The 23,802-nt window shown below is 60.8% G+C and carries 26 protein-coding genes; 15 read left to right on the top strand and 11 right to left on the bottom strand.

What is annotated here, in order from left to right; genetic code table 11:
* Positions 1–214: 214 nt before the first annotated feature.
* The 3 genes from AC07V8_RS03040 (at position 215) to AC07V8_RS03050 (ending at position 2,832) form a co-directional block, all read left to right on the top strand.
* Positions 215–1,438 carry an AraC family transcriptional regulator gene (locus AC07V8_RS03040; RefSeq protein WP_494676710.1) on the top strand — a complete coding sequence of 408 codons (1,224 nt, stop codon included), beginning with the start codon at positions 215–217 and terminating at the stop codon, positions 1,436–1,438.
* Positions 1,439–1,506: 68 nt separating this feature from the next.
* Positions 1,507–1,971, top strand: coding sequence for a transposase (locus AC07V8_RS03045; RefSeq protein WP_494676709.1), 465 nt, complete (start codon positions 1,507–1,509; stop codon positions 1,969–1,971).
* 267 nt (positions 1,972–2,238) lie between these two features.
* Positions 2,239–2,832: a YdeI/OmpD-associated family protein gene (locus tag AC07V8_RS03050; RefSeq protein ID WP_494676708.1), complete on the top strand. Its 594-nt coding sequence runs from the start codon at positions 2,239–2,241 to the stop codon at positions 2,830–2,832.
* A gap of 14 nt (positions 2,833–2,846) precedes the next feature.
* Here the strand turns inward: AC07V8_RS03050 and AC07V8_RS03055 are convergent, their stop codons facing one another.
* Together AC07V8_RS03055 and AC07V8_RS03060 are read right to left on the bottom strand one after the other, a co-directional pair.
* Positions 2,847–3,212 carry a cupredoxin domain-containing protein gene (locus tag AC07V8_RS03055; protein WP_494676707.1) on the bottom strand — a complete coding sequence of 122 codons (366 nt, stop codon included), beginning with the start codon at positions 3,210–3,212 and terminating at the stop codon, positions 2,847–2,849.
* 2 nt (positions 3,213–3,214) lie between these two features.
* A complete protein-coding gene (locus AC07V8_RS03060; RefSeq protein WP_494676706.1) occupies positions 3,215–4,135 on the bottom strand; it encodes a metallophosphoesterase family protein in 921 nt (306 codons plus the stop codon).
* 153 nt (positions 4,136–4,288) lie between these two features.
* Between AC07V8_RS03060 and AC07V8_RS03065 the strand changes: the two genes are divergently transcribed.
* From AC07V8_RS03065 to AC07V8_RS03090, 6 genes are all read left to right on the top strand, one after another.
* Positions 4,289–4,843, top strand: a complete 555-nt coding sequence (locus AC07V8_RS03065) for a sigma-70 family RNA polymerase sigma factor (protein ID WP_494676705.1) — start codon at positions 4,289–4,291, stop codon at positions 4,841–4,843.
* Positions 4,840–5,607 (top strand): anti-sigma factor family protein, encoded by a 768-nt coding sequence (locus AC07V8_RS03070; protein WP_494676704.1) that lies wholly within the window; start codon positions 4,840–4,842, stop codon positions 5,605–5,607. Before AC07V8_RS03065 ends, AC07V8_RS03070 begins: the two co-directional genes overlap by 4 nt.
* A 118-nt stretch (positions 5,608–5,725) precedes the next feature.
* Positions 5,726–6,286 carry a hypothetical protein gene (locus tag AC07V8_RS03075; protein WP_494676703.1) on the top strand — a complete coding sequence of 187 codons (561 nt, stop codon included), beginning with the start codon at positions 5,726–5,728 and terminating at the stop codon, positions 6,284–6,286.
* 473 nt (positions 6,287–6,759) lie between these two features.
* The gene (locus AC07V8_RS03080; protein WP_211441039.1) at positions 6,760–6,945 is read left to right on the top strand and encodes a hypothetical protein; all 186 of its coding nucleotides are present in this window, start codon (positions 6,760–6,762) and stop codon (positions 6,943–6,945) included.
* A 75-nt stretch (positions 6,946–7,020) separates the two neighbouring features.
* Entirely contained in the window at positions 7,021–7,245 is a 225-nt protein-coding gene (locus AC07V8_RS03085) for a hypothetical protein (protein ID WP_494676702.1), read from the top strand.
* 169 nt (positions 7,246–7,414) lie between these two features.
* Positions 7,415–8,029: a glutathione S-transferase gene (locus AC07V8_RS03090; RefSeq protein ID WP_494677223.1), complete on the top strand. Its 615-nt coding sequence runs from the start codon at positions 7,415–7,417 to the stop codon at positions 8,027–8,029.
* A gap of 55 nt (positions 8,030–8,084) precedes the next feature.
* Here the strand turns inward: AC07V8_RS03090 and AC07V8_RS03095 are convergent, their stop codons facing one another.
* The 5 genes from AC07V8_RS03095 to AC07V8_RS03115 form a co-directional block, all read right to left on the bottom strand.
* Positions 8,085–8,228, bottom strand: a complete 144-nt coding sequence (locus tag AC07V8_RS03095; RefSeq protein WP_494676701.1) for a hypothetical protein — start codon at positions 8,226–8,228, stop codon at positions 8,085–8,087.
* A 23-nt stretch (positions 8,229–8,251) separates the two neighbouring features.
* The gene (locus AC07V8_RS03100; RefSeq protein ID WP_211441043.1) at positions 8,252–8,629 is read right to left on the bottom strand and encodes a hypothetical protein; all 378 of its coding nucleotides are present in this window, start codon (positions 8,627–8,629) and stop codon (positions 8,252–8,254) included.
* Between the two features lie 274 nt (positions 8,630–8,903).
* Entirely contained in the window at positions 8,904–9,947 is a 1,044-nt protein-coding gene (locus AC07V8_RS03105) for a lipocalin-like domain-containing protein (RefSeq protein WP_494677222.1), read from the bottom strand.
* Between the two features lie 47 nt (positions 9,948–9,994).
* The gene (locus AC07V8_RS03110) at positions 9,995–12,583 is read right to left on the bottom strand and encodes an ABC transporter permease (RefSeq protein ID WP_494676700.1); all 2,589 of its coding nucleotides are present in this window, start codon (positions 12,581–12,583) and stop codon (positions 9,995–9,997) included.
* Positions 12,580–13,305, bottom strand: coding sequence for an ABC transporter ATP-binding protein (locus tag AC07V8_RS03115; protein ID WP_494676699.1), 726 nt, complete (start codon positions 13,303–13,305; stop codon positions 12,580–12,582). Before AC07V8_RS03115 ends, AC07V8_RS03110 begins: the two co-directional genes overlap by 4 nt.
* 197 nt (positions 13,306–13,502) lie before the next feature.
* Here AC07V8_RS03115 and AC07V8_RS03120 point away from each other — a divergent pair, with 197 nt between their 5' ends.
* The 4 genes from AC07V8_RS03120 (at position 13,503) to AC07V8_RS03135 (ending at position 17,002) form a co-directional block, all read left to right on the top strand.
* Positions 13,503–13,715: a DUF3820 family protein gene (locus AC07V8_RS03120; RefSeq protein ID WP_494676698.1), complete on the top strand. Its 213-nt coding sequence runs from the start codon at positions 13,503–13,505 to the stop codon at positions 13,713–13,715.
* A 48-nt stretch (positions 13,716–13,763) separates the two neighbouring features.
* On the top strand, positions 13,764–15,119 hold the full coding sequence (locus tag AC07V8_RS03125) for a TAXI family TRAP transporter solute-binding subunit (protein ID WP_494676697.1): 1,356 nt from the start codon (positions 13,764–13,766) through the stop codon (positions 15,117–15,119).
* Positions 15,120–15,301: 182 nt separating this feature from the next.
* Positions 15,302–15,769, top strand: coding sequence for a DUF2844 domain-containing protein (locus AC07V8_RS03130; RefSeq protein ID WP_494676696.1), 468 nt, complete (start codon positions 15,302–15,304; stop codon positions 15,767–15,769).
* A gap of 12 nt (positions 15,770–15,781) precedes the next feature.
* Positions 15,782–17,002 (top strand): DUF3443 domain-containing protein, encoded by a 1,221-nt coding sequence (locus tag AC07V8_RS03135; RefSeq protein ID WP_494676695.1) that lies wholly within the window; start codon positions 15,782–15,784, stop codon positions 17,000–17,002.
* A gap of 81 nt (positions 17,003–17,083) precedes the next feature.
* Here AC07V8_RS03135 and AC07V8_RS03140 read toward each other — a convergent pair whose 3' ends face one another.
* Positions 17,084–17,854, bottom strand: a complete 771-nt coding sequence (locus AC07V8_RS03140; protein WP_494676694.1) for a peptidoglycan DD-metalloendopeptidase family protein — start codon at positions 17,852–17,854, stop codon at positions 17,084–17,086.
* A gap of 681 nt (positions 17,855–18,535) precedes the next feature.
* Between AC07V8_RS03140 and AC07V8_RS03145 the strand changes: the two genes are divergently transcribed.
* Both AC07V8_RS03145 and AC07V8_RS03150 read left to right on the top strand, forming a co-directional pair.
* A complete protein-coding gene (locus AC07V8_RS03145) occupies positions 18,536–20,107 on the top strand; it encodes a collagen-like triple helix repeat-containing protein (RefSeq protein WP_494677221.1) in 1,572 nt (523 codons plus the stop codon).
* A 284-nt stretch (positions 20,108–20,391) separates the two neighbouring features.
* Positions 20,392–20,586: a hypothetical protein gene (locus AC07V8_RS03150; protein WP_038489630.1), complete on the top strand. Its 195-nt coding sequence runs from the start codon at positions 20,392–20,394 to the stop codon at positions 20,584–20,586.
* Between the two features lie 11 nt (positions 20,587–20,597).
* On the opposite strand, the gene AC07V8_RS03155 is transcribed toward AC07V8_RS03150, so the two are convergent.
* From AC07V8_RS03155 to AC07V8_RS03165, 3 genes are all read right to left on the bottom strand, one after another.
* Entirely contained in the window at positions 20,598–22,163 is a 1,566-nt protein-coding gene (locus AC07V8_RS03155) for a sensor domain-containing diguanylate cyclase (RefSeq protein ID WP_494676693.1), read from the bottom strand.
* 29 nt (positions 22,164–22,192) lie between these two features.
* Positions 22,193–23,215 (bottom strand): GlxA family transcriptional regulator, encoded by a 1,023-nt coding sequence (locus tag AC07V8_RS03160; protein WP_494676692.1) that lies wholly within the window; start codon positions 23,213–23,215, stop codon positions 22,193–22,195.
* A gap of 318 nt (positions 23,216–23,533) precedes the next feature.
* The coding region (locus AC07V8_RS03165; RefSeq protein WP_494676691.1) for a transposase at positions 23,534–23,802 on the bottom strand (269 nt) is incomplete at its 5' end.

The following is a 23,802-nucleotide window of genomic DNA, read 5'->3' on the forward strand; positions in this document are numbered from 1 at the left end:
GCCGGAAGCGGCGCGCGCGGCAATTCGCCTGTCGTGAATTGTCAAGGCAATGTCAAATTTCATCTCGTTCACGTATCGCTCACAGAATCTGTGTGAGGATTACTTTCGGTAACGCGGCGGACTTCTGTCCGCCCTCGTTACCCGATGCAGGAGCCACAGCTGGTCGTGTTCCTGCAACTCTCCCGTCACGCTGAATAACGAGCAATCCTGCCGGATGCAAAACCCGATCTTCCCTGTTCGCGCCAACTCAAGGAGCGGCCTGCGTTTGCCTGTCGTGACGCTGGCGCAGCAACTCCGGTCGACGCGTATGAAGGGCAGGTTCTGGGGGCGAGTTTGTATTGTCAAGTTTGACAACCATGCATTTTTACGATCACTGCCAACCTGGATCAACCATGCCGAAATTCGTTACTGCATTGCTGGAGAAAAAATGGAAAACCCAAAAACCCATGTTTTTACGACAGAGAACCTGCCTGAGCACCTTAAGCTTGAATACTGGACCAAGGAGCTAAGCCGCCGCCTGCACGCGGTGGAAGTGAGTTGCCAGCAGCAGGCGGAATTTTACGGCGGCGTCGAGTCGATATCCATGGGGCCGATTGCCGTGACGCGCTATTTCGGGCCGGCGGTCACCATCGCGCGGACTGAAACTTTATTGCGGGACGTGCCGTCGCTGCGTTTCCATCTGGTGCTGACGGAGGACGGGCGCCACGTGCTGAACCAGCTGGGCCGCACGGTCGACATAGCCAGCGGCGACATGGTGCTGATCGATTCGCACCTGCTGTCGTCCAGCGTGAAAGAACAAGTGACTGACGCGCGGGTGATTTCCTTGTCCGAAGCATTCGTCAATCACTGGATTCCGCAAGTCGAGCATTGCGTCGCCCATGTACTGAAAGGGAGCAGTGGCTGGGGTGCGGTGTTGTCCGCCTATCTCCGCAATCTCAACGCCGAAATTTTGCAAGCGCCGGTAAGTTTTTATGAACAGGCATTGATCGCCGACCATATCGCGTCCCTCATGCGTTTCGCTTTCAAGGAGGCGGGTCTGCCAAAAGCGGAAAGCAGCCAGGCGCGCAATCTGCGGCAGCGCGGCGAACTGCTCCGCGGCATGGTGTTGTGGCTAAGGCAGAACTACCACGATGCAAGCGTGACGGCGCAAACCATGGCTGATGCGTTCCGGATGTCGGTGCGCAATGTTCATCATGTTTTCCTGAATGCCGGCAATGACAGCAGTTTCCATTCCATGTTGCGCGATATCCGGCTGGATGCCGCGATTCGCCTGCTGGCGGAAAAAGATGTGCAGGCCATGTCTTTGGCTGAGATTGGCTGGCGCTGCGGTTTTGCCGAGCAGTCGCATTTTTGCCGGGTGTTTCGCCAGCAGAAAAAAATGTCCCCCGGCGCTTATGTAGAGATGCTCAGGGCAGAGGCGCGGGCAGGGATGCCCTAGCGCGCACGGGCGGCGTTCCCAGCGCCGCCGCAGGGAAATTTTATTGATAACCATCACGGGTGTAAAAAATGATTCTTAGAGATGATCAATGGGAAAAGCTGGAGCCGCTGCTGCTTGGCAGAGAGGGGGATTCAGGCATGCGGGGGCGCGACAACAGGCTGTTCGTCGAAGCGGTATTCTGGTATGCCGACGCGCGCCAATGGCGCAATCTGCCGCCTGAATTCGGCAAATGGAATACGGCATACATGCGCTTTCGGCGCTGGAATCTGAGCGGCCTCTGGCATCGCTTGAAGGAAGAAGTGAAGGACGATCCTGAATTGTTGGTGCAGTTCGAAAAGATCGTCGCCCAAGCCGATGATATCCGGCGGAAGGCAGAGAAAAAAGCAAACAAAAAGAGCATGCGTAATGCTCATGGCTTGCCCGCGCCGAAAGGCGGCAACGAAGGAAAGCCATATAACGGCAAGATTGAAGCGGGTTCAGACTGGCTGCGGTTGATAATGGGATCCATGCAGCAAGGAGTCAACAGCAAATGAGAGGAGGCGCATGCATGACGGAGTCGAACTCCGGGTGTTGCTATGAAACGCAAGCTGGCGCGGCAACTCGCCGATGAAATGCTGGCAAATCAAGATTCGTGCAATGACTGTTCGTGCTTTTGTTCTTCATAAGTTTTCGCAACTGGCAACGAAGCGAGAACAAGGCTTCGAAGTCCTGTCCGGTCAGGGCTGAGATTTTGTGAGGATATTGCTTTAAGGGAAATGAGCGGCAATAATAGACACCTCTCTTTTGCCGCGGAAAAGCCCATGAGCCTGGATCGCAAGCCGACTGAGGATGCATCGATACTGCTGTTTGACGACAGGAAGGCCTGGGCGGCATGGTTGAAGAAGAACCACGGCAAGTCGCCCGGCGTATGGCTGAGGTTCGCCAAGAAAAATGCTGAATGCAGCTCCATATCCCATCCGGAAGCGCTGGAGCTGGCCCTATGCTACGGCTGGATCGACGGCCAGAAGAAAAGCGACGACATGCAATACTGGCTGCAACGATTTACGCCGCGTTCGGCGCGCAGCATCTGGTCCAAGATCAATAGGGACAAGGCGCTGGCGCTGATCGCCTCGGGCCAGATGCAGCCGGCGGGACTGCAGGAAGTGGACCGGGCAAAAAGCGATGGCCGCTGGGAGGCCGCCTACGATTCGGCGCGCACCTCAGCGATCCCCGATGATCTGCAGGCGGCGCTCGACGCCAATCCCGCGGCGCGGGCATTTTTTGCCGCGCTCGATGCCCAGAACCGCTATGCCGTCCTGTTCCGGATCCAGACCGCGAAGAAGACCGAAACTCGCGCCAAACGGATCGCGGCCTTCACCCAGATGCTGAGCGAACGCAAGAAGCTGCATCCCTGACAGCGCTCCCGCCTTCAGGTCACGATCACGGAACCGGTCATGGTTTCGTGGCCGGAGCCGCAGAACACATCGCAGTGAAAGGCAAATTCACCGCTCTTGTCGGGCGTGAAGCGCAGGCGCGAGGCGGCGCCGGGAAGAATATCGGTGCGAATGGCGAAGTCCGGCAGATTGAAGCCCATGACGGCGTCCAGCGCGGTGAACTCCAGCGTCACCGGCACATTCTTTTTCAGGCGGATTACGCTCGGCGTGTAGTCGAATTTCTTGGCGACGATCTTGATGACCCGTTCCGGCGTTTGCGCCAGCGCCAGCCGGGTGACTGCGGCCAGGCTGCCGGCAGCTACGCCTGCCAGCAGCAGGCGGCGTTTGTAGAGGAGATCCATGATTAGCCTTTCAGTACCGGCAGTTCAGTCAGTTTGTAGTCCGTCGGCCGGGCGCTCTCTGTCGCCACTTGGCGGTAACCGAGGCCGCGATAGGGATAAGCGTCATCCCAAGGCAGGGGCGTGCGTTTGGGTTGAGAACCCGGCGCCGGCAGCGGGAAAATCAGCGACTTCGCCGCATGATGGGCAATATGGCCGGTCATGTGGTGATGCTCCTGATGGATATGGCCGTAGAACACGGTCACGTTGGCATGTGCCTGCAGCAGCTCGACGGCCTTGGCGCCGTCGCGCGTGGCCCAGTCCCATTGCGGATAGAGATCGAACAAGGGGCGGTGCGTGAAGACCACGATGCGGGCTTGCGGCGGCAGCTGCTGCAGCTCATCGGCCAGCCACGCCAGCTGGGTCTCGCCGATGGCGCCGGTGGGATCGGAGACATTGTCGATGACGATGAAGTTGACGCCTTTGTGGGCGAAGCTGTAGTGGGTTTTGCCGAAAAATTCCTGATAGGCTTCGCCGTGGTCCAGCGAAGCATCATGCTCGCCGGGCATGAAGTGCACATTCTTTACCTTCAGTCCGGCCGCGATGTCCTTGAACTCGCGCAAACGCCGGCGGCGTTCCTGCGGATCGTCGGTGGTATGCGTCAGGTCGCCGGTGAAGACGATGAAATCCGGGATCTGCTCCAGGCTGTTGACTGCCGTCACCGCCTTCTGCAAGGTGCCGCGGGCATCCGGATTGGGCGCTCCCTCAAAACCCCAGTGGGTATCGGACAGCTGGACGAAAAAGAAGTCTTCGTTCGCCCCCCCTGGCAGGGCGGCGGCGCTGGACCAGCCGCTCAGGCCGGAGACATAGATGGCGCCGCCTAATCCCGCCAGCCGGAGAAAGCTGCGGCGGTTGATGGCGTGGGCGCCGGCATGGGCTTGTTTCATGATCCCTCCGTGACTATCGCGATCACTTGATCGACAAAATCCTATACCGGTGTACCCTGTTATTTATTCCCGTTTTTTTGTTTTAATCGTCTTTTCGGGAATATATTCTGCATATCGGCGGTCTAGTGTTGCATGAACCATGGAAACGCGTGAATGAGCGATTCGATAAAAAAGAAACGATTCCAAGCTGTCGTGCTGCCGCACCTGAACTCGGCGTTCAACCTGGCGTGCTGGCTGACGCGCAACCACCAAGATGCGGAGGATGTAGTGCAAGAGGCTTATTTGCGGGCTTACAGGTTTTTCGACGGCTTTCACGGCGATGACGGCCGCGCCTGGCTGCTGACGATCGTGCGCAATACCTTTTACAACTGGCATCAGGAGCGCCAGAAGCTGCGCCAGGAGACCTCGTTCGACGAGGAACTGCATCAAGCCGAGGCCGGCGACTGCATCGGCCAGATGGCGGCGGACAACAATCCGGAGGCGCTGCTGATCAGCAAGGACAGCGAACGGCAGCTGCAACAGGCGCTGCAAGCCTTGCCGCTGGAATTCCGAGAGGTGATGGTGATGCGCGAACTGGAAGAACTGTCTTACAAGCAAATCGCCGGCATTGTCGGCATACCGATCGGCACCGTCATGTCGCGCCTCGGACGCGGCCGTAAATTGCTGGCGGCGGTTCTGGCGCCGGACACTGCACCGCAGGAGCGATGATGGACCATCAGGAAGTACTGGAACTGTTGCCCGCCTATGCCGACCAGGAACTCGGCATCGTCGAGACGCTTGAGATCCAGCGTCATCTGGAAGGTTGCGCCGATTGCCAGCGCGAGTACGCGGCGCAGCGCATCGTCAGCGCGCGCTTCAAGAAGGGCGCCGTCTATTTCGAAGCGCCGGCGCATCTGAGGCAACGCATCATCGATGCTTTGCCGCAGGATGCCGCCAGCGCTGGTTTCTGGCGTTTCAACTGGGGCATCAGCTGGCGCCATGCCGGCGCGGCGCTGGCCACAATGCTGGCGCTGGCCTGGAGCGTCGGCCTCTATCTCAATCTGCCGTCGGACCAGGACAAGCTCACTGATGAAGTGGTCGCCAGCCATGTGCGCTCGCTGCAGGTCGATCATCTGTCGGACGTGGTCTCGACCGACCAGCACACGGTCAAGCCCTGGTTTAACGGCAAGCTCAATTTTTCGCCGCCGGTGGTCGACCTGGCGTCACAGGGCTTTCCGCTGATCGGCGGCCGCCTTGACTATCTCGGCGGCCAGCCTGTCGCGGCGCTGATCTACCGGCATGCGCAGCATCCGATCAATCTGTACATCTGGCCCACGACTGACAGGGACGTGGCGCCGCAGTTGCAAAACCGGCAAGGCTATCACATGGTGCGCTGGACCTGGGACGGCATGAATTACTGGACGGTGTCGGACCTGGCGGCCAAAGACCTGGAGCGGTTCGCGGGCATGGTGCGGTCCATGGCGAGGCAATAAAGGGCGGGAGGGATTTTATTTCCTTTTGGAACAAATGTTCATCTTGCAACAATGTACAATGCTGGCGCTGTCTTCTCGGCAAGATGTTCTCTTTTCTCTCACCCTTCAGGAAATATTGATGAAAAAATTGTTGTTGATCGGCCTGTTAAGCTACGGCACAGCGGCTTTTGCCAGCTCCACCTTGCTGGAAGTGCCAGTCACCTATCACCCCGAGGCCGGCGTGGTGGAAAAAGTCAAGCAAGAGTGCCAGATTGAAAACATGTTGCAGCACCGGGTCGGCCCGGCGCTGGCCAAGCTGAACAAGGGCGGCGACGGCACCATTGCCGCCGGCGCCGATAGCGCTGGCGCTACCTTGCTGCGCTTGCAGATCACCCATGTGCTGGGTGTCGGCGGCGGCGCTTTCAGCGGACCGAAAGCCATCACCGTTAACGCTGACCTGCTGGACCCTAGCGGCAAGGTGTTGCGTCATACCAAGATCAACCGCTGGTCGATGGGCGGCATGTTCGGCGCCTTCAAAGGCACTTGCACCATTCTTGACCGCAGCGCAGTCGCCATCGGCAAGGACTTGAGCCGCTGGGTGCACGATCCGTCCTATCAGATAGTGGACGAAGCGGCGCCGAAAGAGGCGGAGGCCGCGCCTGTAGCCACGCCTGAAGTGACGCCGGAAAAAATGCAGTAACCGGTTACCGGTGCTGCTGCGGCGCAGCAAGTGGTAGAGAACTAGCCCTGATGATGTCGGGGCTTTTTCTTTTGCCGCGCATTATTTTTCGAACAGTAGAGCGTTCATTAGCATTTTTTGATGGGAATCTACAATTCCATAACATTTGGCTGTTTGACAGATGCCGTTTCGTCGACGACAGTGAATGAGTCTGGGGCGGTAGCAGCGCGGAACCTTGTCGGCCAGTCCTGAAGACGTCGCCGCGCGGATGGGAATTGCTGCCACTATTGACAGTTCATCAGGGAACTTCAAAAGCGTAATATCAATCTGATCCGAGCAGGCCGCCTGTACCGGCGGCGCTGACTTTGGCGTTCCTGCCGCAGTGTGTGCGGCAAGACAAGTGTCGTTACCTTTTCTTGCGATAAGGGGAAAAAGGATACTTTCAGCGATGCTAGGATGGCACTTCCTTTCAAATAAAATCCAAGGAGATTGCAATGGTTAGACTGAATGAGGCGACCGTTATTTTTAAAGGATTGGCTTACGAGTTCGACAGTACTGCCGAAGCGGCGGAATTCAAGAAAGTCCTGGAATCCGGCGGTGACCCGAAGCGCTATGCGGATATCTTCAAGTGCATCGACATCTATGCGACGCCCGCCAAGCGCGAGGTGGAAGAAGCTTGAGGCGCTGAGCCCGAGGATGGTGTTGTAAAGCAGTAGGCATCAAACGCGTTTGAAATTTTTCTTGATCAAGGTTTTATGTTATTTGCGGCACAGCGTGAATACGGTAATTTCAGGTACTCGCTGAAAATCAATGCCCTTGCCAACGGCAGCTTCGAAGCAGTGATTCTGATGGTAGCGATATCAGGTCCGGACAGGGAAATCGAAGTGGTCTTCAAGCCCCCGATCGCGGCGGCCAGCGAGACTGAAGCACAATATCTCGGCAGTGAATGGGCAAAGATCTGGATTGACTCGCAATCCTAGCCCGCTCCGGCGGCATGCGCCTGCCGGCCACCTACATTCCCGCAAGTTGGTATACATCGCGCCGGTATGCGTCATGCGCTGGCGCGGTTTCATGCTACGATTTCCATCGCCGCAACGCGACCTGCCGGACGCGGCCGTCGGCCCTATCGCATCTTCAACAGGAGAAACCATGCAGCTCATCGGTATGCTTGATTCACCGTACGTCCGTCGCGTCTCGATTTCCCTGCAATTGCTTGGCATCCCCTTCGAGCATCAATCGATTTCGGTATTCAGCACTTTTGAACAATTCCGCCAGATCAATCCGGTAGTCAAGGCGCCTTCGCTGGTGTGCGACGATGGCGGAGTGCTGATGGATTCCACGCTGATCCTGGAATACGCCGAAGCGCTGGCGGCGCCGGGAAAAAGCCTGATGCCGGCAGAGATCGGCGAACGCCTGCATGCCTTGCGGCTTATCGGCCTGGGTCTGGCGGCATGCGAGAAGAGCGTGCAGATCGTCTACGAGCGCAACTTGCGGCCGCCGGAAAAGCAGCATGAGCCGTGGGTGGCGCGGGTCCAGGGCCAGCTGTTCGCGGCTTACCAGGCGCTGGAGCTTGAATTGCGCAAAAAGCCGCTGGCAGTGACGAGCCGGACCATGAATCAGGCTGGGCTGACGACCGCGGTTGCCTGGAATTTCACGCAGATGATGCTGCCGGAAATCGTCATCGCCTCGGATTATCCGGCGCTGCAGGCGTTTTCGGAAAAAGCGGAGCATCTTGCCGAATTCATCGCCGCGCCGCCGCTATAGCTGCCGATTGCCATCCGTGCAGGTGGCCGTTTTCGGATGAGGAAACGGCCGCGCCTTATTGTGGATGCTTGGCGCCGCGCATGCCGCCGGTATCATCGCACCAGCTAGGGCGCGCATCGGGATCGTCGCATTTCAGATGCGGATAGGCGCAGCCGGCCAGCAATGAAATGAGTGCAAGTACGCCTAGTGCAGTTTTCATGAAAACCACCTGTCGGTCTGGTTTTAATTCATCAAGCGGCACTGCCGCAGCTCACACTTGTATAGCTGTTGCTGGCCATCCTGGCAACTGACCTGGTAGGTTTCGACCGCACTGGTCTTGGCGATCAGCGTGGCATTGGCGGCCGGTGCGCACGCGTTGCGGCGCGCCATGCGTTCCACCACGTCGGACAATTCGCCGCGTTTCGGCGCCGCGCTTGCTTGCGGCATGTCGACGATCTGTTCCGACGGGCTCAGCGATTCCGACAGCGACACCGGTGCGGGCGCCGGCGCGGCGCTGCGCGGCGGTGGCGTATAGCTGCGCACGTTGGGCTGCATCATGCTGCAGCCGGCGAGGAGGATGGTGGCGAGAAATAGAAATGGACCTGTCAATGGACTTTTCATGCGTCTCCCGATAAAAAATGCTGCGAGTTGAATTTAAGCTATCGAGGTTAAATGTATCATCTTTTGGTCCTGGCTCTAAGTGTAGCCTGCGTTGACGGAAATGGAAGCCTGGCGCCGATCGGACAGCATTGAGACCAAGCGCCGGGCTGATCGATTGCCATCAGGCTCGCACACTGCGCGATTGCGCCAGATTCCTGATGAAGCGCCACGCCAGCAGTACGGCAGCGCCATAAGCCAGGTTGATGGCGCCGAAGGCGAACGGCAGGCGGCTATTTCAGAATTTCAAGGCCTTGAGATAGCCGGTCAGTTCCAGGTAGCCGCGGCCGGCGCGCTTGCCGTCCCGGTTTACCGTGACCGCGCCTTCCCAATAGACTGATCCCGTCGATTGCCGCGAATCGAGTTCCTGATCGTCCTGCAACGGCTGCAGCGACCATGCGATTGCGCCGGTGTGCAAGACGGCTTGCACCGGATAGCTGGCGTCGGTGCGTGGCGAACGCCAGCTGCGTTGCGGCACGAAGCTGACCTGCTCCGGTCCGTATTGGGTGACCTGGCCGTGCGCATCGCGCAAGACCGCATGCGCCCACACCTTGTCGCCGCCGCGACTGCGGATCTGGAACCCCATCAGCGCGGAGCCATCGTCCAGGTTGGCGCCCAGCCAGTCCCAGCCGACGGCGTCGGCCGCCAGCACGCTGGTTGACCATTCATGATCCAGCCAGGCGCTGCCGCTGACAGCCTGGGCCTGGCCGGCGCGGCTCACTTTGCCGCTCACCTGCAACTGCGGTTCGCTGTAGTAGTAGCTGGCTTGCGCTGCCAGCGGCCCTTTGCGCGAATAGCCGCCGTCGCCTTGCAGCAAGGGCGGCTGGGTCGGCGCCAGGCTGAGCTCCAGCGTGAAGTCACGGGCGGCGGCGCTGACCAGGTAGCTGCCGTCGGCCTGGCGCAGCAGCCGCCAGTCATCCAGGGCGACGTCGGTGTTGCCCTCTTTGGCATACGCCAGGCCGAAGCCGGCGCGGGCGCTTTTCTGATCGTGCAGCAGTTTGCCGAGGCTCGGATCGGACAGCGCTGCGTGGGCGATGATCAATTGGCTGGGCGCAAAGGCGCTGGGATTGGCGCGGTCATGTTCGGTGGCGGAGCGGAAGAACGTGATCTGGAAGCCGAGCGGCTTGCCGTCGGGCAGGGCCAGCCAGCCGGTGGCATACCACCACTCGGTGCGGAAACCAGGATGGGCGCCGGTATCTCGCGGCAGCGCCAACGCCTTTTCCGGGACGACCTGAACAAACTCTGGCGCTGCGGCGAATGACGGCGGCGCCCACGACAGCATGGCGCATAGAAGGCAGCCGGGCAGCCATGTGAATATTCTCTGCAACATCACCAATCCTCCCGCACCGCTTGCAATACATCGATAGACACCGCGCGCAGACCCGCCAGCAAAGCCGTGGCGCCGGCGGAAACCAGCAACAGCAACGCCACGATGGCGAGGCCGAACCAGGGCATATGCAAATCCATGGTCCAGTGAAACGATTGCGGATTGACGATGAACACCAGGATCAGGCTGATCACCCAGCCCAGCAGAAAGCCCACCGCCATGCCCAGCGCCGTCAGCAGGCCGCCTTCCAGCGCCAGCATGGACAGGATCTGGCGCCGGGTGACGCCGACATGGCGCAGCATGCCGAATTCCCTGGCGCGCGCCAGGGTCTGCGCCGAGAAAGTAGCGGCAACGCCGAACAGGCCGATCACGATGGCGACGATTTCCAGCAGATAGGTGATGGCGAAGCTGCGGTCGAAAATCTTCAAGGTGAGGGCGCGGATTTCTCCCGGCTGGGAAAACTCCAGCGCCGCGCCGAACGGCAGTTTGCGCAGCGCCGCGATCACGGTCTCGGGATCGACGCCGCGCTGCAGGCTGAGAGCGGCGTCGGTGACGTCGTTATCGCCGCTGAGGCGCTGGTAATCCGCCAGGCGCAACTGGATCGCGCCTGATTGCCGCGCATAGTCGCGCCAGATGCCGGCCACCACCGCCGGATAACTGCGGCCGGCCAGCGGCAGCATGAGGCGCTGGCCCAAGCGGTAGCGATAGATATCGACCATGGCTTCCGACACCCATATCGGCAGCTCGTTGGCGGCAATGGCCGCGGCCACGGCAGACGCTGGCAGCACCGGGCCGATCAGCGGCAGGGTGCGGCCGGGATCGGCAGCGTCGATGCCGCGGGCGAGCAGTATCACCGGCGGCCGCGCCGGGTCCAGCGTCAGCGGCGAGCTGCGCAGGAAATCGGCGCGCGCGACGCCGGGCGCCGCCGCCAGCTGGCGTTGCTCGGCAGGGCGCATGGCGCCGGTTTCGCCGCTGCTGGCGGAGCGTACATAGAGGTCGGCCGACAATAACTGCTGCATCCAGTCATCGACCGAGACGCGGAAGCTAGCCACCATGATGGCCATCGCCACGATCAGGCTAAAGCTGGAAAGCACGCCGCCTAGCGCAATCGAAGCCTGCCCCGGGACGTTGGCCAGGCGCGCCAGCACCAGCGTCTGGACGATGCCGATGCGGCGGCCCAGGCTGAATCTCTGCAGCGCGGAAAACGCCAGCGCAGCGAGCCGCGGCATCAGCGTGATGCCGCCGATCAGCAGCAGGGCCACGGCCAGATAGCCGAACACCGGCAAGCCGAACAGCGGCGGCAAGCGGGTCAGCAGGGCGCCCAGCAGCAGGCAGGCCAGCGCCGGCCATGGCGTCGCCAGCCGCGCCAGCGCGCTTTCCTCGCTGCCGGATTTGAGCGCTGCCGCGGGCTTAGCCCTGGCCGCTTCCAGCGCCGGCGCCAGGCTGCCGAGCAGGGCGATGCCGCTGCCCAGGGCAAAGAAAACCAGCGCGGCCGGCAAGTCGAAGCGGACGCTGGCCTGCACGCCGCGGAAATAGCCGCCGCCGAGGTCGCCGCCGAGGAAATGCAGGGCGGCCGCGGCCAGAGCGTATCCCAGCGCCAGCCCCAGCAACGCCCCCAGACAGCCGAGCAGAGCGCCTTCCAGCAGCACCTGGCGCAGCAGCTGAGCCCGGCGCAAGCCCATCACGCGCAGCAGGGCAAATTGCGGGCGGCGCCGGATGACCGACAGCGCCTGCGTCGAGAACACCAGGAAGGCGCCGGTAAACAGCGCCACCAGCGCCAGCACGTTCAGATTGATGCGATAGGCGCGCGACATATTATTGTTGCGGCTGTCCTGATCCTGGCTTGCCGCTACTTGTACGCTGGCCGGCAACTGCTTGCCGAGCTGTTCCCTGAATGCGGCGCGGTTGACGCCGGGCTGCAGCTTGAGATCGATGTGCGACAGTTTGCCGATGCGGTCGAAGCGCCATTGCGCGGCGCCGATATCCATCACGGCCACGCGCTGTCCGGCGCGCGCACTTGCCAGGCCGCCGGCCACCCGCAGATGGACCAGGCCGGTGCCGTTGCGCAGCGCCAGCTGCTCTCCCGGCCGCACCTGCAACCATTCCTGCGCTGCCGTCGACAGGAAAATGGCGTCGTCGGAGAGCGTATCGAAGGGCCGTTCCGGCGCTGGCACGCCGACCAGGTCGGGCGCAATGTGCGCGGCGCGAAAGACGTCGATGCCGAGCACTTTCAGGGCGCTTTGCTGACCCGGCACGGTGACGTTGAGTTCCAGCACCGGACTGGCGACAGCCACTCCTGGCCGTTGCGCCAGCTGCGGATAGAGCGCCTCGTCGAACCAGGCCTGGACGCCGCGCACCTGCAGGTCGGACTGGCCGGACAGGCTGCGGGTGGCGGCGGAAAATTCGTTGAAGGCAGCATCGTTGATCAGGTCGACCGCGTAGCCGAGGGCGACGCCGAGCGCGATGGCGGCAATCGCTACCAGCGCCCGCACCGGATGTGCGCGCCATTCGCCCAGCAGGAGCCAGCGCGACAGGGTGCGCAGCGGCTTGCCGCCTTGGCGCGGGACTGCAGCAGGGGCGTCCGCGCTCATTGCAGCAGCGGCAGCGTGGCGTTTTCCGGCAGTGGGCGCAAGCCGTCGGCGCTCATGATCAGGATGCGGTCGGCGCTGGCTGCCGCGGCGGCGGAATGGGTGACCATGATGGCGGAGGCGCCGTTGACTTTGATTTCCTGGCGCAGCAGGGCCAGCACTTCATGGGCCGTGTCCGGATCGAGGTTGCCGGTCGGTTCGTCGGCCAGGATCAGCTTGGGGCGGTGCGCCAGGGCGCGCGCAATGGCGACGCGCTGCAGTTCGCCGCCCGAAAGCTGGCGCGGAAAATCGTTGCCGCGGCCATCCAGGCCGACTGCCGCCAGCAGCTCCAGTGCACGCTCCTGCGGCGCTTGATTCAGCAGCAAAGGCAGGGCGACGTTCTGCTGCAAGGTCAGGTGCGGCAGTATGTGGAAGGCCTGGAAGATGAAGCCGAGCTTTTGCCGGCGCAGAAGGGTGGCGGCGTCGTCGTCCAGGTGCGAGATGTTGACGCCGTCGATCAGTATCGCGCCGCCGTTGGCGTTGTCGAGGCCGGCGATCAGGTTCAGCAAGGTCGATTTGCCGACCCCGGAGTCGCCCATGATGGCGACGTATTCGCCGGCGGCCAGGGTAAAGTCGAGATGCGCCAGCACCACGCGGCCATGGCCGTAGGTCTTGCGCAGGCCGCGGCATTCCAGTGCCGGGATGCCGGTGTCGGCAGATGTCTTTGGTTCGCTGTTGCTTTGCATGGGCGATTGATAATTTGGTTTGTGGTCGACAGTGTAGAGGATTTTCCCTCAGTGTTTGGGCGCTTGTTCAGAAAGAAAACTCAGAAAGAGAAAATAGCGGCATCGGATATTGTTTTTGCAAAAATCGCATGGCGGCGGGAAGTTTGGCACAATACGCGCGTTTGCTACGCAATGCCTTGAGCAGGATCTGTTACGCCATGAACCCGGAACATCTACAACTGCCGGTGACCCGCCAGATGCCGTTTGGGAAATACAAAGGGCGGCTGATCGCCGATTTGCCGGGCGATTACCTGGCCTGGTTCGCCCGCGAAGGCTTCCCCGCAGGCGAGCTGGGCGGTCTGCTGGCGCTGATGTATGAACTGGATCACAATGCCTTGTCGCACTTGCTGGAGCCATTGCGCCAGCGATAAGGCAAAGAAAAGTGCCGACTATCGCTCTTCAACGATAAAATAAGACGCATGGCTAATCCACTCAAACCGTCCGACCTCAAGCAATCCGCAATCAACATCAAGACGCGCTTCGTCGCGATCTCCTGGCGCGACCTGGCGATCAGCTTCGGTCCGATTGCCTTGCTGGCCATCTTCGCGATCTGGCTGGCGATCAAGTTCATCCACCCGGCGCCGCCGAGCACCATCACCATCAGCACGGGTTCTGAAAACAGCAGTTTCTGGAAGATCGCGGAAAAATACCGGACGATCCTGGCGCGCAACGGCATCAAGCTGAAGATCGTCAGCTCGGAGGGCTCGCTGGACAACCTGAAGAAACTGAGCGATCCGCATTCCGGCATCGACGTCGGTTTTGTCCAGGGCGGGGTGGCCGGCGACATGCCGATCGACGGCCTGGTGTCGCTGGGCAGCATTTCCTATGTGCCGGTGTCGGTGTTCTACCGCGGCCATGAGCGGCTGGACCGCTTGTCCGAACTGCGCGGCAAGCGGGTGGCGATCGGCGTGCCCGGCAGCGGCTCGCGGGTGCTGGCGCTGACGCTGTTGAAAGCCAACGAGATCGAACTCGGCGGCACTACCGAGCTGCTCGACATGGGCGGCGATGAAGCGGCCCAGGCCCTGACCGACGGCAAGATCGACGCCGCTTTCCTGATGGGCGACTCGGCCTCGCCGCCGACCATGGTCAAGCTGCTGCACACGCCAGGCATCAGCCTGCTCGATTTTTCCCAGGCCGGCGCTTATGCGCGCCGTTTCAGCTATCTGAACGAGCTGAAGATTCCCAAAGGCTTGTTCGACCTGGGCAAGAATGTCCCCAGCCGCGACATTCGCCTGATTGCGCCCACCGCCGAACTGATCGCCCGCGACGACCTCCATCCGGCGCTGTCCGACATGCTGATCGACGCCGCCAAGGAGGTGCATAGCGGCGCCAACGTATTGCAGCGCGCCGGCGAATTTCCGGCGCCGCTGGCGCACGAATACCCGCTGAGCGAAGACGCCACGCGCTACTACAAGTCGGGCAAGAGTTTCTTCTACCGCTCCGGCCTGCCGTTCTGGCTGGCCAGCCTGGTAGACCGGACCCTGGTGGTGCTGCTGCCCATCATCCTGTTATTGATACCAGGTTTCAAGCTGGTGCCGCTGCTCTACGGCTGGCGCATCAAGTCGCGCATCTACCGCTGGTATGGCGCACTGATCACGCTGGAGCGCGCGGTCGCCACCCATACCGAGGAAGAGCAGGCGGACCTGCTGCAGCGCCTGGATCGCATAGAGGAAGGGGTCAACCGCATGAAAATGCCGCTGGCGTTTGCCGACCAGTTCTATGTGCTGCGCGAACATATCGGCTTTGTGCGCGCCCGCTTGCAGAACAGAATTTGAGAAAAGCCGGGCAGCGCCGGGCGGGGCGAAACGAAGCTGTAATTTAATCATTGCAAGCGGCGGAAATTTCTAGCACATTTCGATTGTCATGTGATGACAAGGACATGAAAACATCTTTGTAAATTGCTGTGCAGCATCGGGTATCATTTCGTAGACATTTGCTAATCGAACAGAGGTGAGCCATGAGATTCCCCGTTTCTGTCATCTGCGCATTGCTGTTTGCGCAATCCATGCCGGCATTTGCGGCACTTGGCGCTGCCGCCGGGCCGGCCCCGGTCAATGGCGCGGCGCAGGCCGACAGTGCGCGCGCCAAGGCCAGCGCCGCCCGCGTCAGCAGCTACAACGGCTATACCGTCAGCGAGACGGTGCAGCCGTCCGGCACCACGGTGCGGGAATACATCTCGCCGGCCAACATCGTGTTTGCGGTCAGCTGGCAGGGGCCGGACATGCCGAACCTGCAGGAATTGCTGGGCACCTATGCCGACCAGTATGTCAGCGCCGCCAGTGCGCCCCATGCCGTGCGCCGCGCGGTCGCCATCCAGTCGGATCAACTGGTATTGCATTCAGGCGGTCATATGCGCTCCTTTGCCGGCAGCGCTTATGTGCCATCCTTGCTGCCGCAAGGCGTGACCCCTAATGACATTCGCTGACCGGAGATGACCATGCGTTCTATGACTTATCTGCTTTGCCTGCTCAGCAGCGCGCTCTTGCTGGCCTGTGGCGGTGGCGGCGGTTCCGGCAACAGCACTCCCACGCCACCGCCGCAGCCGGTCCAGAATGTCCAGGCCATCGTGATCGACAGCGGTCCGACGGTCTCCGGACAGTCGGTCAATGCCGTCAATTCACCGTTTGTCTCGATCACGCTCTGTGCGCCCGGCAGTACCGCGCAATGCCAGACCATCGACCATATCCTGGTCGATACCGGTTCCAGCGGCCTGCGCATCATCTCGTCGGTCTTGTCCCCCGGTATCACATTGCCTTCGCTGGCGGCGCCCAGCGGCAATCCGCTGGCCGAATGCGCGCGCTTTGCCGACGGTTACAGCTGGGGTTCGGTGCGGCAGGCCGACCTGCGTATGGCAGGCGAAGTCGCCAGCAACATTTCAGTGCACGTCATCGGCGACAGCGCCTTCACCTCGGTGCCCAACGGCTGTTCCGGCAGCCTGGTGGCGGAAAATACCGTGGCTGCCTTCCATGCCAACGGCGTGATCGGCCTCAGTACATTCATCGAGGATTGCGGCAGTGCCTGTGCCGGCCAGGCGCTTGAAGGCTGGTACTACTCCTGTCCGGGGGGCGTGAATTGCACGGCGACCACGCTGCCGCTAGCCAAGCAAGTGGGCAATCCGGTGGCTTCTTTCGCTCAGGATAATAACGGTACGATCGTCCAGTTGCCGAGCATCAGCGCCAGCGGCGCGTCAGGCGTCACCGGATCGCTGGTGTTCGGCATCGGTACGCAATCAAACAATGGACTTGGCAGCGCCCGCATCTATACGCTCAACGGCTCAGGCAACCTGAGCGTGCTCTACCAGGGGCAGGTGATGCAGGGCTTCTTCGACAGCGGCTCGAACGGCTTGTTCTTTGCCGATTCAACCATCCCGTCCTGCAGCAACAACACCGGCTTTTACTGTCCCTTGTCGACGCTGAGCCGAAGCGCGACGAATACCGGTCTCAACGGCCTGAGCAGCATCGTCAACTTCAATGTGGCAAACGCCAATTCGCTGTTCCAGTCGAATCCGAACAACACGGCCTTCAACAACCTGGCTGGCGGGCCGGCTTTCGCTTCCTACTTCGATTGGGGATTGCCGTTCTACTTTGGCAAATCTGTGTATACCGCGCTGGAAGGCGTTACCATCGCCGGCACTGTCGGCCCCTTTGTTGCCTATTGATATTGAATAGCAGGAAGCCTTGGTTTCAATGCAGAGGGGCGCGTGATGCGCCCCTTTTTTTTCGCGGCATGAATCCGGCTTTCAGCGGCTAGGCAAATAGCGCGTTGGATCCACTGCTTTTCCCTGGCGGCGGATTTCGAAGTACAGCTTGACCGTATTGCTGTCGGATTTCCCCATTTCAGCGATTGTCTGGCCTTTGCCGACCATCTGGCCTTCCTTGACCAAGATGGTTTTGTTATGGGCATACACCGACAGCAGGTAGCTGCTGTGCTTGATGATCACCAGGTTACCGTAGCCGCGTATGCCGCTGCCGGCATAGGTCACCTTGCCGGCGGCGGCAGCCATCACCGGTTGCCCCAGCTGGCCGGCGATATCGATGCCCTTTCTTCCCTGGCCGGTGCCGCGGCTGGATTGGCCGGCAGCCGGCCAGGTCCAGTCAACTGCATCCTTTTGCTCGCGGGCCGCCGCCGCGACGTCTTCGCTGTCATCGCTGCGCGGGCGGGGAGTGCGGCCGGCAACCGGATTGCCGCTGGCGCGAACGCCATCCGGCGCTATGCGCAAGGCCTGGTCGACCTTGATGTCATTCGGATCGGAAAGCTTGTTCCAGGCGATGATTTCGCTATTGCTGCGCTTGAATTTGCGCGCAATGCTCGATAGCGTGTCGCCCTTTTGTACCGTGTAATAGCCGGGGCCGCTGGGCTGGGCCGGACCGGATGGCGTGCCGCAGGCGCTTAGCGCGAGCAGGAATGCCAGCGGCAGCGCGGGGGAAATAATCCGCGAAAGCGCGTGCCGAAGGCTGGAACTTGTGCCGCGATGTTGTGGGCGGTATGCCTCTGTATTCTGGACCAGCAATGTTATTCCTCTGATAGATCTGACCTGGATTGATAGACGCCGGCGCCGTCAGGCTGACGCGATCCTCTGACCTCGTTTGACGAAACTAGTTGCGTGTCCGGCAAGCTGTTGCCGTTTTTTCCAGCGGCCGAGGATAGCGCAATTCTGCATACCGGGCAGGTTGCGTCGGGCGTCCGCTGAAAGGCCGGGCCCAGGCGCTTGGAAAATCCGTTATTTAAATGCTGTAAAGATAATTAATTGTACCCGAGTCAAGCCCGGCGTTACGTTACATGTAACGTATCAAGCCTTGCCCTGTCGGCTATTTTCAAATTTTTCCGAATTTGGAGTGGGAAGCTATGTACTTGATTTTAAAGTGTTTGTGCTGATTTTTTGATGGGAATATCGATCGTATTCGCCCCCCTGTCCCGCTGGCATGCTCTTTGCGAAATATACAAGCAGGGACATGTGGTTCGAACTTTCACAAAGGGGAAATACATCATGAATACATCGCAGAAAACGAGCCTGGTTGCAGCTTCATTGTTGTTGACCAGTTTGTTGGCCGGCTGCTCAAGTGGCGGCGACCTCGGGAAAACATTCGGCTCGGGGGCAGGAGCTACTCAGGGAACCGGTGCTGCCGGTACCGGCGCTGGCGCGGGAGGCGGCGCCGGCGGGGGAAGCGGGACTGACGGCGGCGGCAGTGGCATGGGTGGTAGTGGCACAGGTGGCGGCGATGGCGGCGGTACAGGCGGCGGGGGTGGTGGTACAGGCGGCGGGGGTGGTGGCACAGGTGGTGGGGGTGGCGGCACAGGTGGCGGGGGTGGTGGCACAGGCGGCGGGGGTGGTGGCACAGGCGGCGGGGGTGGTGGCACAGGTGGCGGTGCTTCGAGCAATTTTCTCACCAACGTCGGCACTGCGGTATCTCACGCTAGCGTAGCTCTGGACGGGGCTGCCAATACTGCGATCAACAACGTGCCATTGCTTTCGTCTCAATCCAAGAGCGGCCTGGCAACCGTTGTCGATAACGGCAGCGGCATTGTTGGCACGCTGGGCGCCGGCATCGCCAATGGCCTGGGCCAGATCGGCAGCAATCCAAATGCGCTCGGCACCACTGTCGGCAGCGCTGGCGGCGTCGTGACCCAGGCGGGCAATGCGGTGCAGGGCGTCGGGCAAGTGGTTGCCGGGCTGGGAACCGGGCCGTTGGCGCCGCTGGCAGCCGTAACTACTCCGGTGGCCAACCTGGTGACTCAGGTGGGAGCGACCGTTTCAGGGCTGGGCGCGCCGGTGACGACGCTGCTGACTACCGGACCGGTACAGCAGGTCACGCAAACCGTCAGCCAGGCAATCGTTCCCTTGACCAGTACCGTGACAACCTTGACCCAGACAGTCGGTAACGCAACCGGCCTGAACCAGCCTGTGAACGGCCTGCTGGTGGCGCTGGGCGGAACCGTCAACGGTATCGGCCAGACTCTGACCGGTGCAAAAGTTCCCGGCGTCAGCAGCCCGGGCGGCGTTGTCAGCGATCTCGGCGGCACCGTGGCGGGTCTCGGTACAAATGCCCTGGTCGGCACCGGCCAGCCTCTGCTGGGCAACAAGACCGGCGGCGTGTTGCAGCCCCTGGATAACGTAGCCGCAGGAGTGATAGGCGGGCTGGGAGGTGCAGGCGGTGCGGCTGGCGGCAACCCGTTGGCGCCGATCACTGGCGTGCTGGGTGGCTTGGCTGGTGCCGCTGGCGGTTCAGGCGGCTCGGCAGGCGGCATCCTTGCTCCGGTTACTGGTCTGGTGAGTGGCTTGAGTGGCGCAACTGGTGGCGCTGGCGGCGGGGCAGGCAGCATCCTGGCGCCGGTTACCGGCCTGGTGGGCGGTCTGACCGGTAAAACCGGTGGTGTTGGTGTTGGTGGTGGTGCTGGCAACATCCTTGCTCCAGTGACCGGTTTGGTGGGTGGCTTGACTGGCGCAGCTGGCGGCGCCGGCGGCGGGGCAGGGAATGTCCTGGCTCCGGTGACCGGCCTGGTGGCTAGTGTGACCGGTGCGGCCGGCGGTGCCGGTGGTGGCGCTGGCGGCATTCTGGCGCCGGTGACAGGCCTGGTAGGCGGCTTGACCGGCGCCGCTGGCGGTACGAGCGGCGGTGCGGGCGGCGCGGCAGGAGGCATCCTGGCGCCTGTGGTCAATCTGGTGACGGGCTTGACCGGCGGAAAAGGCACAGCCGGCGGCACGGATAACCAGGCGCCTGCGACCGGTTTGCTGAGCGGCTTGTTAGGAGCAGGCAAGAAATAATCTTGCCGCGCTTATCCAGGGAGGCGCTGGCCATCGGCCAGCCTTCCTTGCCTCGGCGCCTGATCGGAAACAGCGATGAAATGCGGCGACGCTCCCGTATTGAAAGTAGAGCGAAGTCTGTTGCAGCCTCAGGCTCCTGCGTGAACCATTGATTCAATGGCCGGTTTCCCCGGCAACGCGCAAACAACCGGCGCCCTATTTTGAATCTGACGCGCCGGCATCGGCGGACAGAGCCGCTCAGGCAAACGTTAAAGTTCAGCAATTAATACTACCGAGGTGTGATCATGAGAGCCGAACAAATAGTCGATTTGATCGCATGTGCCAGCCCACAGGCGCAGGTGCCGGGAAATGATTTGTTGATCGGCATGCTGGCGCGCGAGATCGCCGCGCTATCTTACAAGCTCACGGAGCAGGAGCTGTACCGCCTGATAGCAGTGGGTTCCCTGGTCTATGAAAGAGGGCGCCGCGGCCGCATATGAGGCGCCAGGATTCAACGCAAATCATCGCTGGAACGCACGCAATTGCGTCCAGCCGCCTTCGCCGCATACATTGCCTTGTCTGCCGCCTGAATCAATTCAAAAGGAATGTTGTCATCCCTGAGGGGCACGAAAGCCGCGACGCCGGCGCTGATGGTGACCATGCCGACCGGGCCGAACGCATGGTCAACCTGTAAATCGTAAATCGCCAGGCGGATTTTTTCTGCTACGGCAATTGCTCCCGCCAGATTGGTATCCGGCAGCAAGACTGCCAGTTCTTCACCGCCGTAACGCGCGGCCAGGTCTCCCGGCCGGTTCTTGCTGGCTTTCACGACTTCACTGATTTGCCGCAGGCATTCATCGCCGGCCAGATGCCCATAGATATCGTTGTATTGCTTGAAGTAGTCGACATCGATCATCACCAGCGCCAGCGAAGTCGCGTTGCGCACAGCGCGGCTGAATTCGTCGCGCAAGGTGCTGTCGAAATGACGGCGGTTGGCGAGGCCGGTCAAGCTGTCTTGCAGCGCCAGCTGTTCCAGGTGCTGGTTCAGGGTGCGCAACGATTCCTGGACCTGCAGCAAGCCTGCCTCCGCCGCCAGGCGCAGCTGGATCTGATGGATCAGGCGCCAGCCGAGCAGTCCCAGGGCTAGCGTCAGCAGCAGAGCGCCCAGCACATGCAGGTAGGTGTCGGCGCGCCAGTCAGCCAATACTTCGTCCTTGGAGCGGGCGACGGTGATAAACAGCGGGTAGCGATCCAGATGGCGATAGGCGATCAGCCGCTCCACGCCATCCTGGCCCGAGCGCATGACGGCGGTGCCGCCAGCATTCTTGGAAGCGTAGTCGCGGTAGATCGGATAGTTGGCCAGGTTCTTGCCGATCGCGTTGTCCTGCATGGGACTCCTGACCAGCATCGTGCCGTCATTCAGGCTGAGGAAGATCGAGCCGGCGTGGCCGATATCGAAGCTGTCGTAAAAATTCTTGAAATAGCCGATGTTGATGGTGGCCAGGGCGACGCCGGCAAAACTGCCGTCGGCGTGGTTGTAGCGGCGCGAGACGGTCACTATCCATGCGCCAGTGGAGCGGCTGCGCACTGGCGGCCCGATATAGGGGCCGCGCTCGAGATCGTCGCGATGATGGCGGAAATACTGGCGGTCGGAATTGTTGACGACCGGGATCGGGCCGCTGCGGGCGTTGACCAGCCAGAGTCCGGTTTCATCGTAGATCGAGAGGTCGTTCAGCTGCGGCAGTTCGCCAATATGCTGCATCAGCAGCTTATGCAGGCGCTCCAGCGATGCACTGCTGCTGCCGTCCAGTTCAAGGCGTTCAACCACGCCCACCAGTACGGTATCGGCCTGCTTGATCGTGTCGTCGGCATGTTCCGACAGCGCGCGCGCCAGGTTGCGCGTGGCAACTTCAGTTTCCTGCAGTTCGACGATGCGCGCGTTCCAGCTGCGCCATGCCTCCACCGTCATCAGCGACACGCATACCAGCGCCACGAACAGTGTCGCCAGGAAAGTGATAGGCAGGGGCTTGAGATTGAAGCGCACTTGGCGGGCCGTTATCGCGATGGTCGTGTTCATCGGTGCTCCAGGCAAAAGTGCGTACGGTCTCAGTTTGGCCTTATGCCCTTGCGGTATTCGGTGGGAGACGTCCACATGTGCTTGCGGAACAGTTTGGCGACGTGCTCGCCGCTGAACAGGCCGCAGCGCCTGGCTATCTTGTCCACCGGCAGATCGGTCTCGGTCAATTGCTGGCGCACCGCTTCCAGCCGCAGGTTGAGCAGGAAATCATGCGGCGTCTGTCCGGTTTCGCGCTTGAACTGGCGCACGAAATTGCGCTCGCTCATGGATACGAAGTTGGCGGCGTCGACCACGCTGATGGATTCCGCCAGATGTTCCACAAACCATAATGACGCGCGCTGGATCTTGCTGGTCTTGATCGGCATGCTGGCAGGCGACGCCTGGTTGGCGGGCGGCGTGTCGCGGCGGCGCTGGCAGACTACCAGGCTTTGCGCCACCCGCCGCGCAACTGCGGGACCCAGATCGTTTTCCAGCAGGCGCAATGCCAGGTCGGTGGCCATGCCTACATCGCAAGACGTGAAGATGCCGTCGTCTTCGCTGATCTGCGCTTCGCGGTCGATTTTGATCAGCGGGAATTCGCGCGCCAGCTTGTCCAGCAACGCCCAATGGGTGGTGGCGCGGCGATTGTTGAGGAAGCCGGCGGCGCCGATCACGAACACGCCGGTGCAGATCGCGGCGATGCGGCGCACGTTGCCGCGCATCTGCTGCAGCCAGGTGATCAGGACGGGATCCCGGTAGGCGTCGAAATTGCCGGTGCCGCTGGCAATCAGCAAGGTGTCGAAATGATGTTTGTCGAAAGACGCCAGCGCGGAAGTCATGATCTGCACCGAGGCCGATGACATGATCATGCCGCCCGAAATGGACAGGACGGACACCGCATAGCGCGTGGTGCCGGGGAAGACCGTGGAAATCAGCTTGTCGCCGACGCCGAAGACGTCTGCTGCGCCAACCACGTCAGCCAGCACTACGCCTTCAAAAACGATGATCCCGATATGCCTGGTTGAGCTGCCGTTGTCTATCACTTCAAGTGTCTTTGCGCACTCGATATCCATGAGACTCTCCCTGCTGCCAATTTACCGTTGTACATTGCCGGAACGCAATTTTTTATTGGTAAATTACTATTCCCCATTCTGCTACAAAACTGGATATTGTCCAGTAAATGATTGTTAAATTTAGTCAGTTCTGTGGCGCGTTAACACATGATTTTCTATGGCAACAAAATAAATCCGCCGAAATTTTCCGCGTGCACCATTGTTAATTTCTTCCGAGTATTTATTTGACATTCGAAGCTGTTTTTTTCACATTTCAGTAAAAATAATATTACGATTTATATCGTTTATTCCAGGTCATCTATTCTTGCCAAGCGGCATTCAACTGGAAGAGCTGTAGTGCTCGTGTTTACTCCGCTTGTCTTCCAGCACATCTTGCAAACGCGCGTTTTCCAGCGTCAGTTCAGCCACAATCTGTTTCAGCTTGGCGTTTTCTTCCTGCAGGCATTTCAAGTCTTGCGGATAGTCAGGCAGGCCTCCGTATTGCCGCTTCCAGTTAAGGAAGGTGCGCTCCGTGATTCCTGCTTGCTTGATCACATCGGCCAACGGCATGCCCAGTTCCTCCTGCTTCAGGGCCGCAGCGATCTGGT

Source organism: Collimonas sp. GW821-FHT02H07 (assembly GCF_059421505.1).

Coding starts and splice junctions, on each gene's coding strand:
- AC07V8_RS03040 (WP_494676710.1), top strand. CDS start 215: ATGCAAAACCCGATCTTCCCTGTTCGCGCCAACTCAAGGAGCGGCCTG.
- AC07V8_RS03045 (WP_494676709.1), top strand. CDS start 1,507: ATGATTCTTAGAGATGATCAATGGGAAAAGCTGGAGCCGCTGCTGCTT.
- AC07V8_RS03050 (WP_494676708.1), top strand. CDS start 2,239: ATGAGCCTGGATCGCAAGCCGACTGAGGATGCATCGATACTGCTGTTT.
- AC07V8_RS03055 (WP_494676707.1), bottom strand. CDS start 3,212: ATGGATCTCCTCTACAAACGCCGCCTGCTGCTGGCAGGCGTAGCTGCC.
- AC07V8_RS03060 (WP_494676706.1), bottom strand. CDS start 4,135: ATGAAACAAGCCCATGCCGGCGCCCACGCCATCAACCGCCGCAGCTTT.
- AC07V8_RS03065 (WP_494676705.1), top strand. CDS start 4,289: ATGAGCGATTCGATAAAAAAGAAACGATTCCAAGCTGTCGTGCTGCCG.
- AC07V8_RS03070 (WP_494676704.1), top strand. CDS start 4,840: ATGATGGACCATCAGGAAGTACTGGAACTGTTGCCCGCCTATGCCGAC.
- AC07V8_RS03075 (WP_494676703.1), top strand. CDS start 5,726: ATGAAAAAATTGTTGTTGATCGGCCTGTTAAGCTACGGCACAGCGGCT.
- AC07V8_RS03080 (WP_211441039.1), top strand. CDS start 6,760: ATGGTTAGACTGAATGAGGCGACCGTTATTTTTAAAGGATTGGCTTAC.
- AC07V8_RS03085 (WP_494676702.1), top strand. CDS start 7,021: ATGTTATTTGCGGCACAGCGTGAATACGGTAATTTCAGGTACTCGCTG.
- AC07V8_RS03090 (WP_494677223.1), top strand. CDS start 7,415: ATGCAGCTCATCGGTATGCTTGATTCACCGTACGTCCGTCGCGTCTCG.
- AC07V8_RS03095 (WP_494676701.1), bottom strand. CDS start 8,228: ATGAAAACTGCACTAGGCGTACTTGCACTCATTTCATTGCTGGCCGGC.
- AC07V8_RS03100 (WP_211441043.1), bottom strand. CDS start 8,629: ATGAAAAGTCCATTGACAGGTCCATTTCTATTTCTCGCCACCATCCTC.
- AC07V8_RS03105 (WP_494677222.1), bottom strand. CDS start 9,947: ATGCTGTCGTGGGCGCCGCCGTCATTCGCCGCAGCGCCAGAGTTTGTT.
- AC07V8_RS03110 (WP_494676700.1), bottom strand. CDS start 12,583: ATGAGCGCGGACGCCCCTGCTGCAGTCCCGCGCCAAGGCGGCAAGCCG.
- AC07V8_RS03115 (WP_494676699.1), bottom strand. CDS start 13,305: ATGCAAAGCAACAGCGAACCAAAGACATCTGCCGACACCGGCATCCCG.
- AC07V8_RS03120 (WP_494676698.1), top strand. CDS start 13,503: ATGAACCCGGAACATCTACAACTGCCGGTGACCCGCCAGATGCCGTTT.
- AC07V8_RS03125 (WP_494676697.1), top strand. CDS start 13,764: ATGGCTAATCCACTCAAACCGTCCGACCTCAAGCAATCCGCAATCAAC.
- AC07V8_RS03130 (WP_494676696.1), top strand. CDS start 15,302: ATGAGATTCCCCGTTTCTGTCATCTGCGCATTGCTGTTTGCGCAATCC.
- AC07V8_RS03135 (WP_494676695.1), top strand. CDS start 15,782: ATGCGTTCTATGACTTATCTGCTTTGCCTGCTCAGCAGCGCGCTCTTG.
- AC07V8_RS03145 (WP_494677221.1), top strand. CDS start 18,536: ATGGGTGGTAGTGGCACAGGTGGCGGCGATGGCGGCGGTACAGGCGGC.
- AC07V8_RS03150 (WP_038489630.1), top strand. CDS start 20,392: ATGAGAGCCGAACAAATAGTCGATTTGATCGCATGTGCCAGCCCACAG.
- AC07V8_RS03155 (WP_494676693.1), bottom strand. CDS start 22,163: ATGAACACGACCATCGCGATAACGGCCCGCCAAGTGCGCTTCAATCTC.
- AC07V8_RS03160 (WP_494676692.1), bottom strand. CDS start 23,215: ATGGATATCGAGTGCGCAAAGACACTTGAAGTGATAGACAACGGCAGC.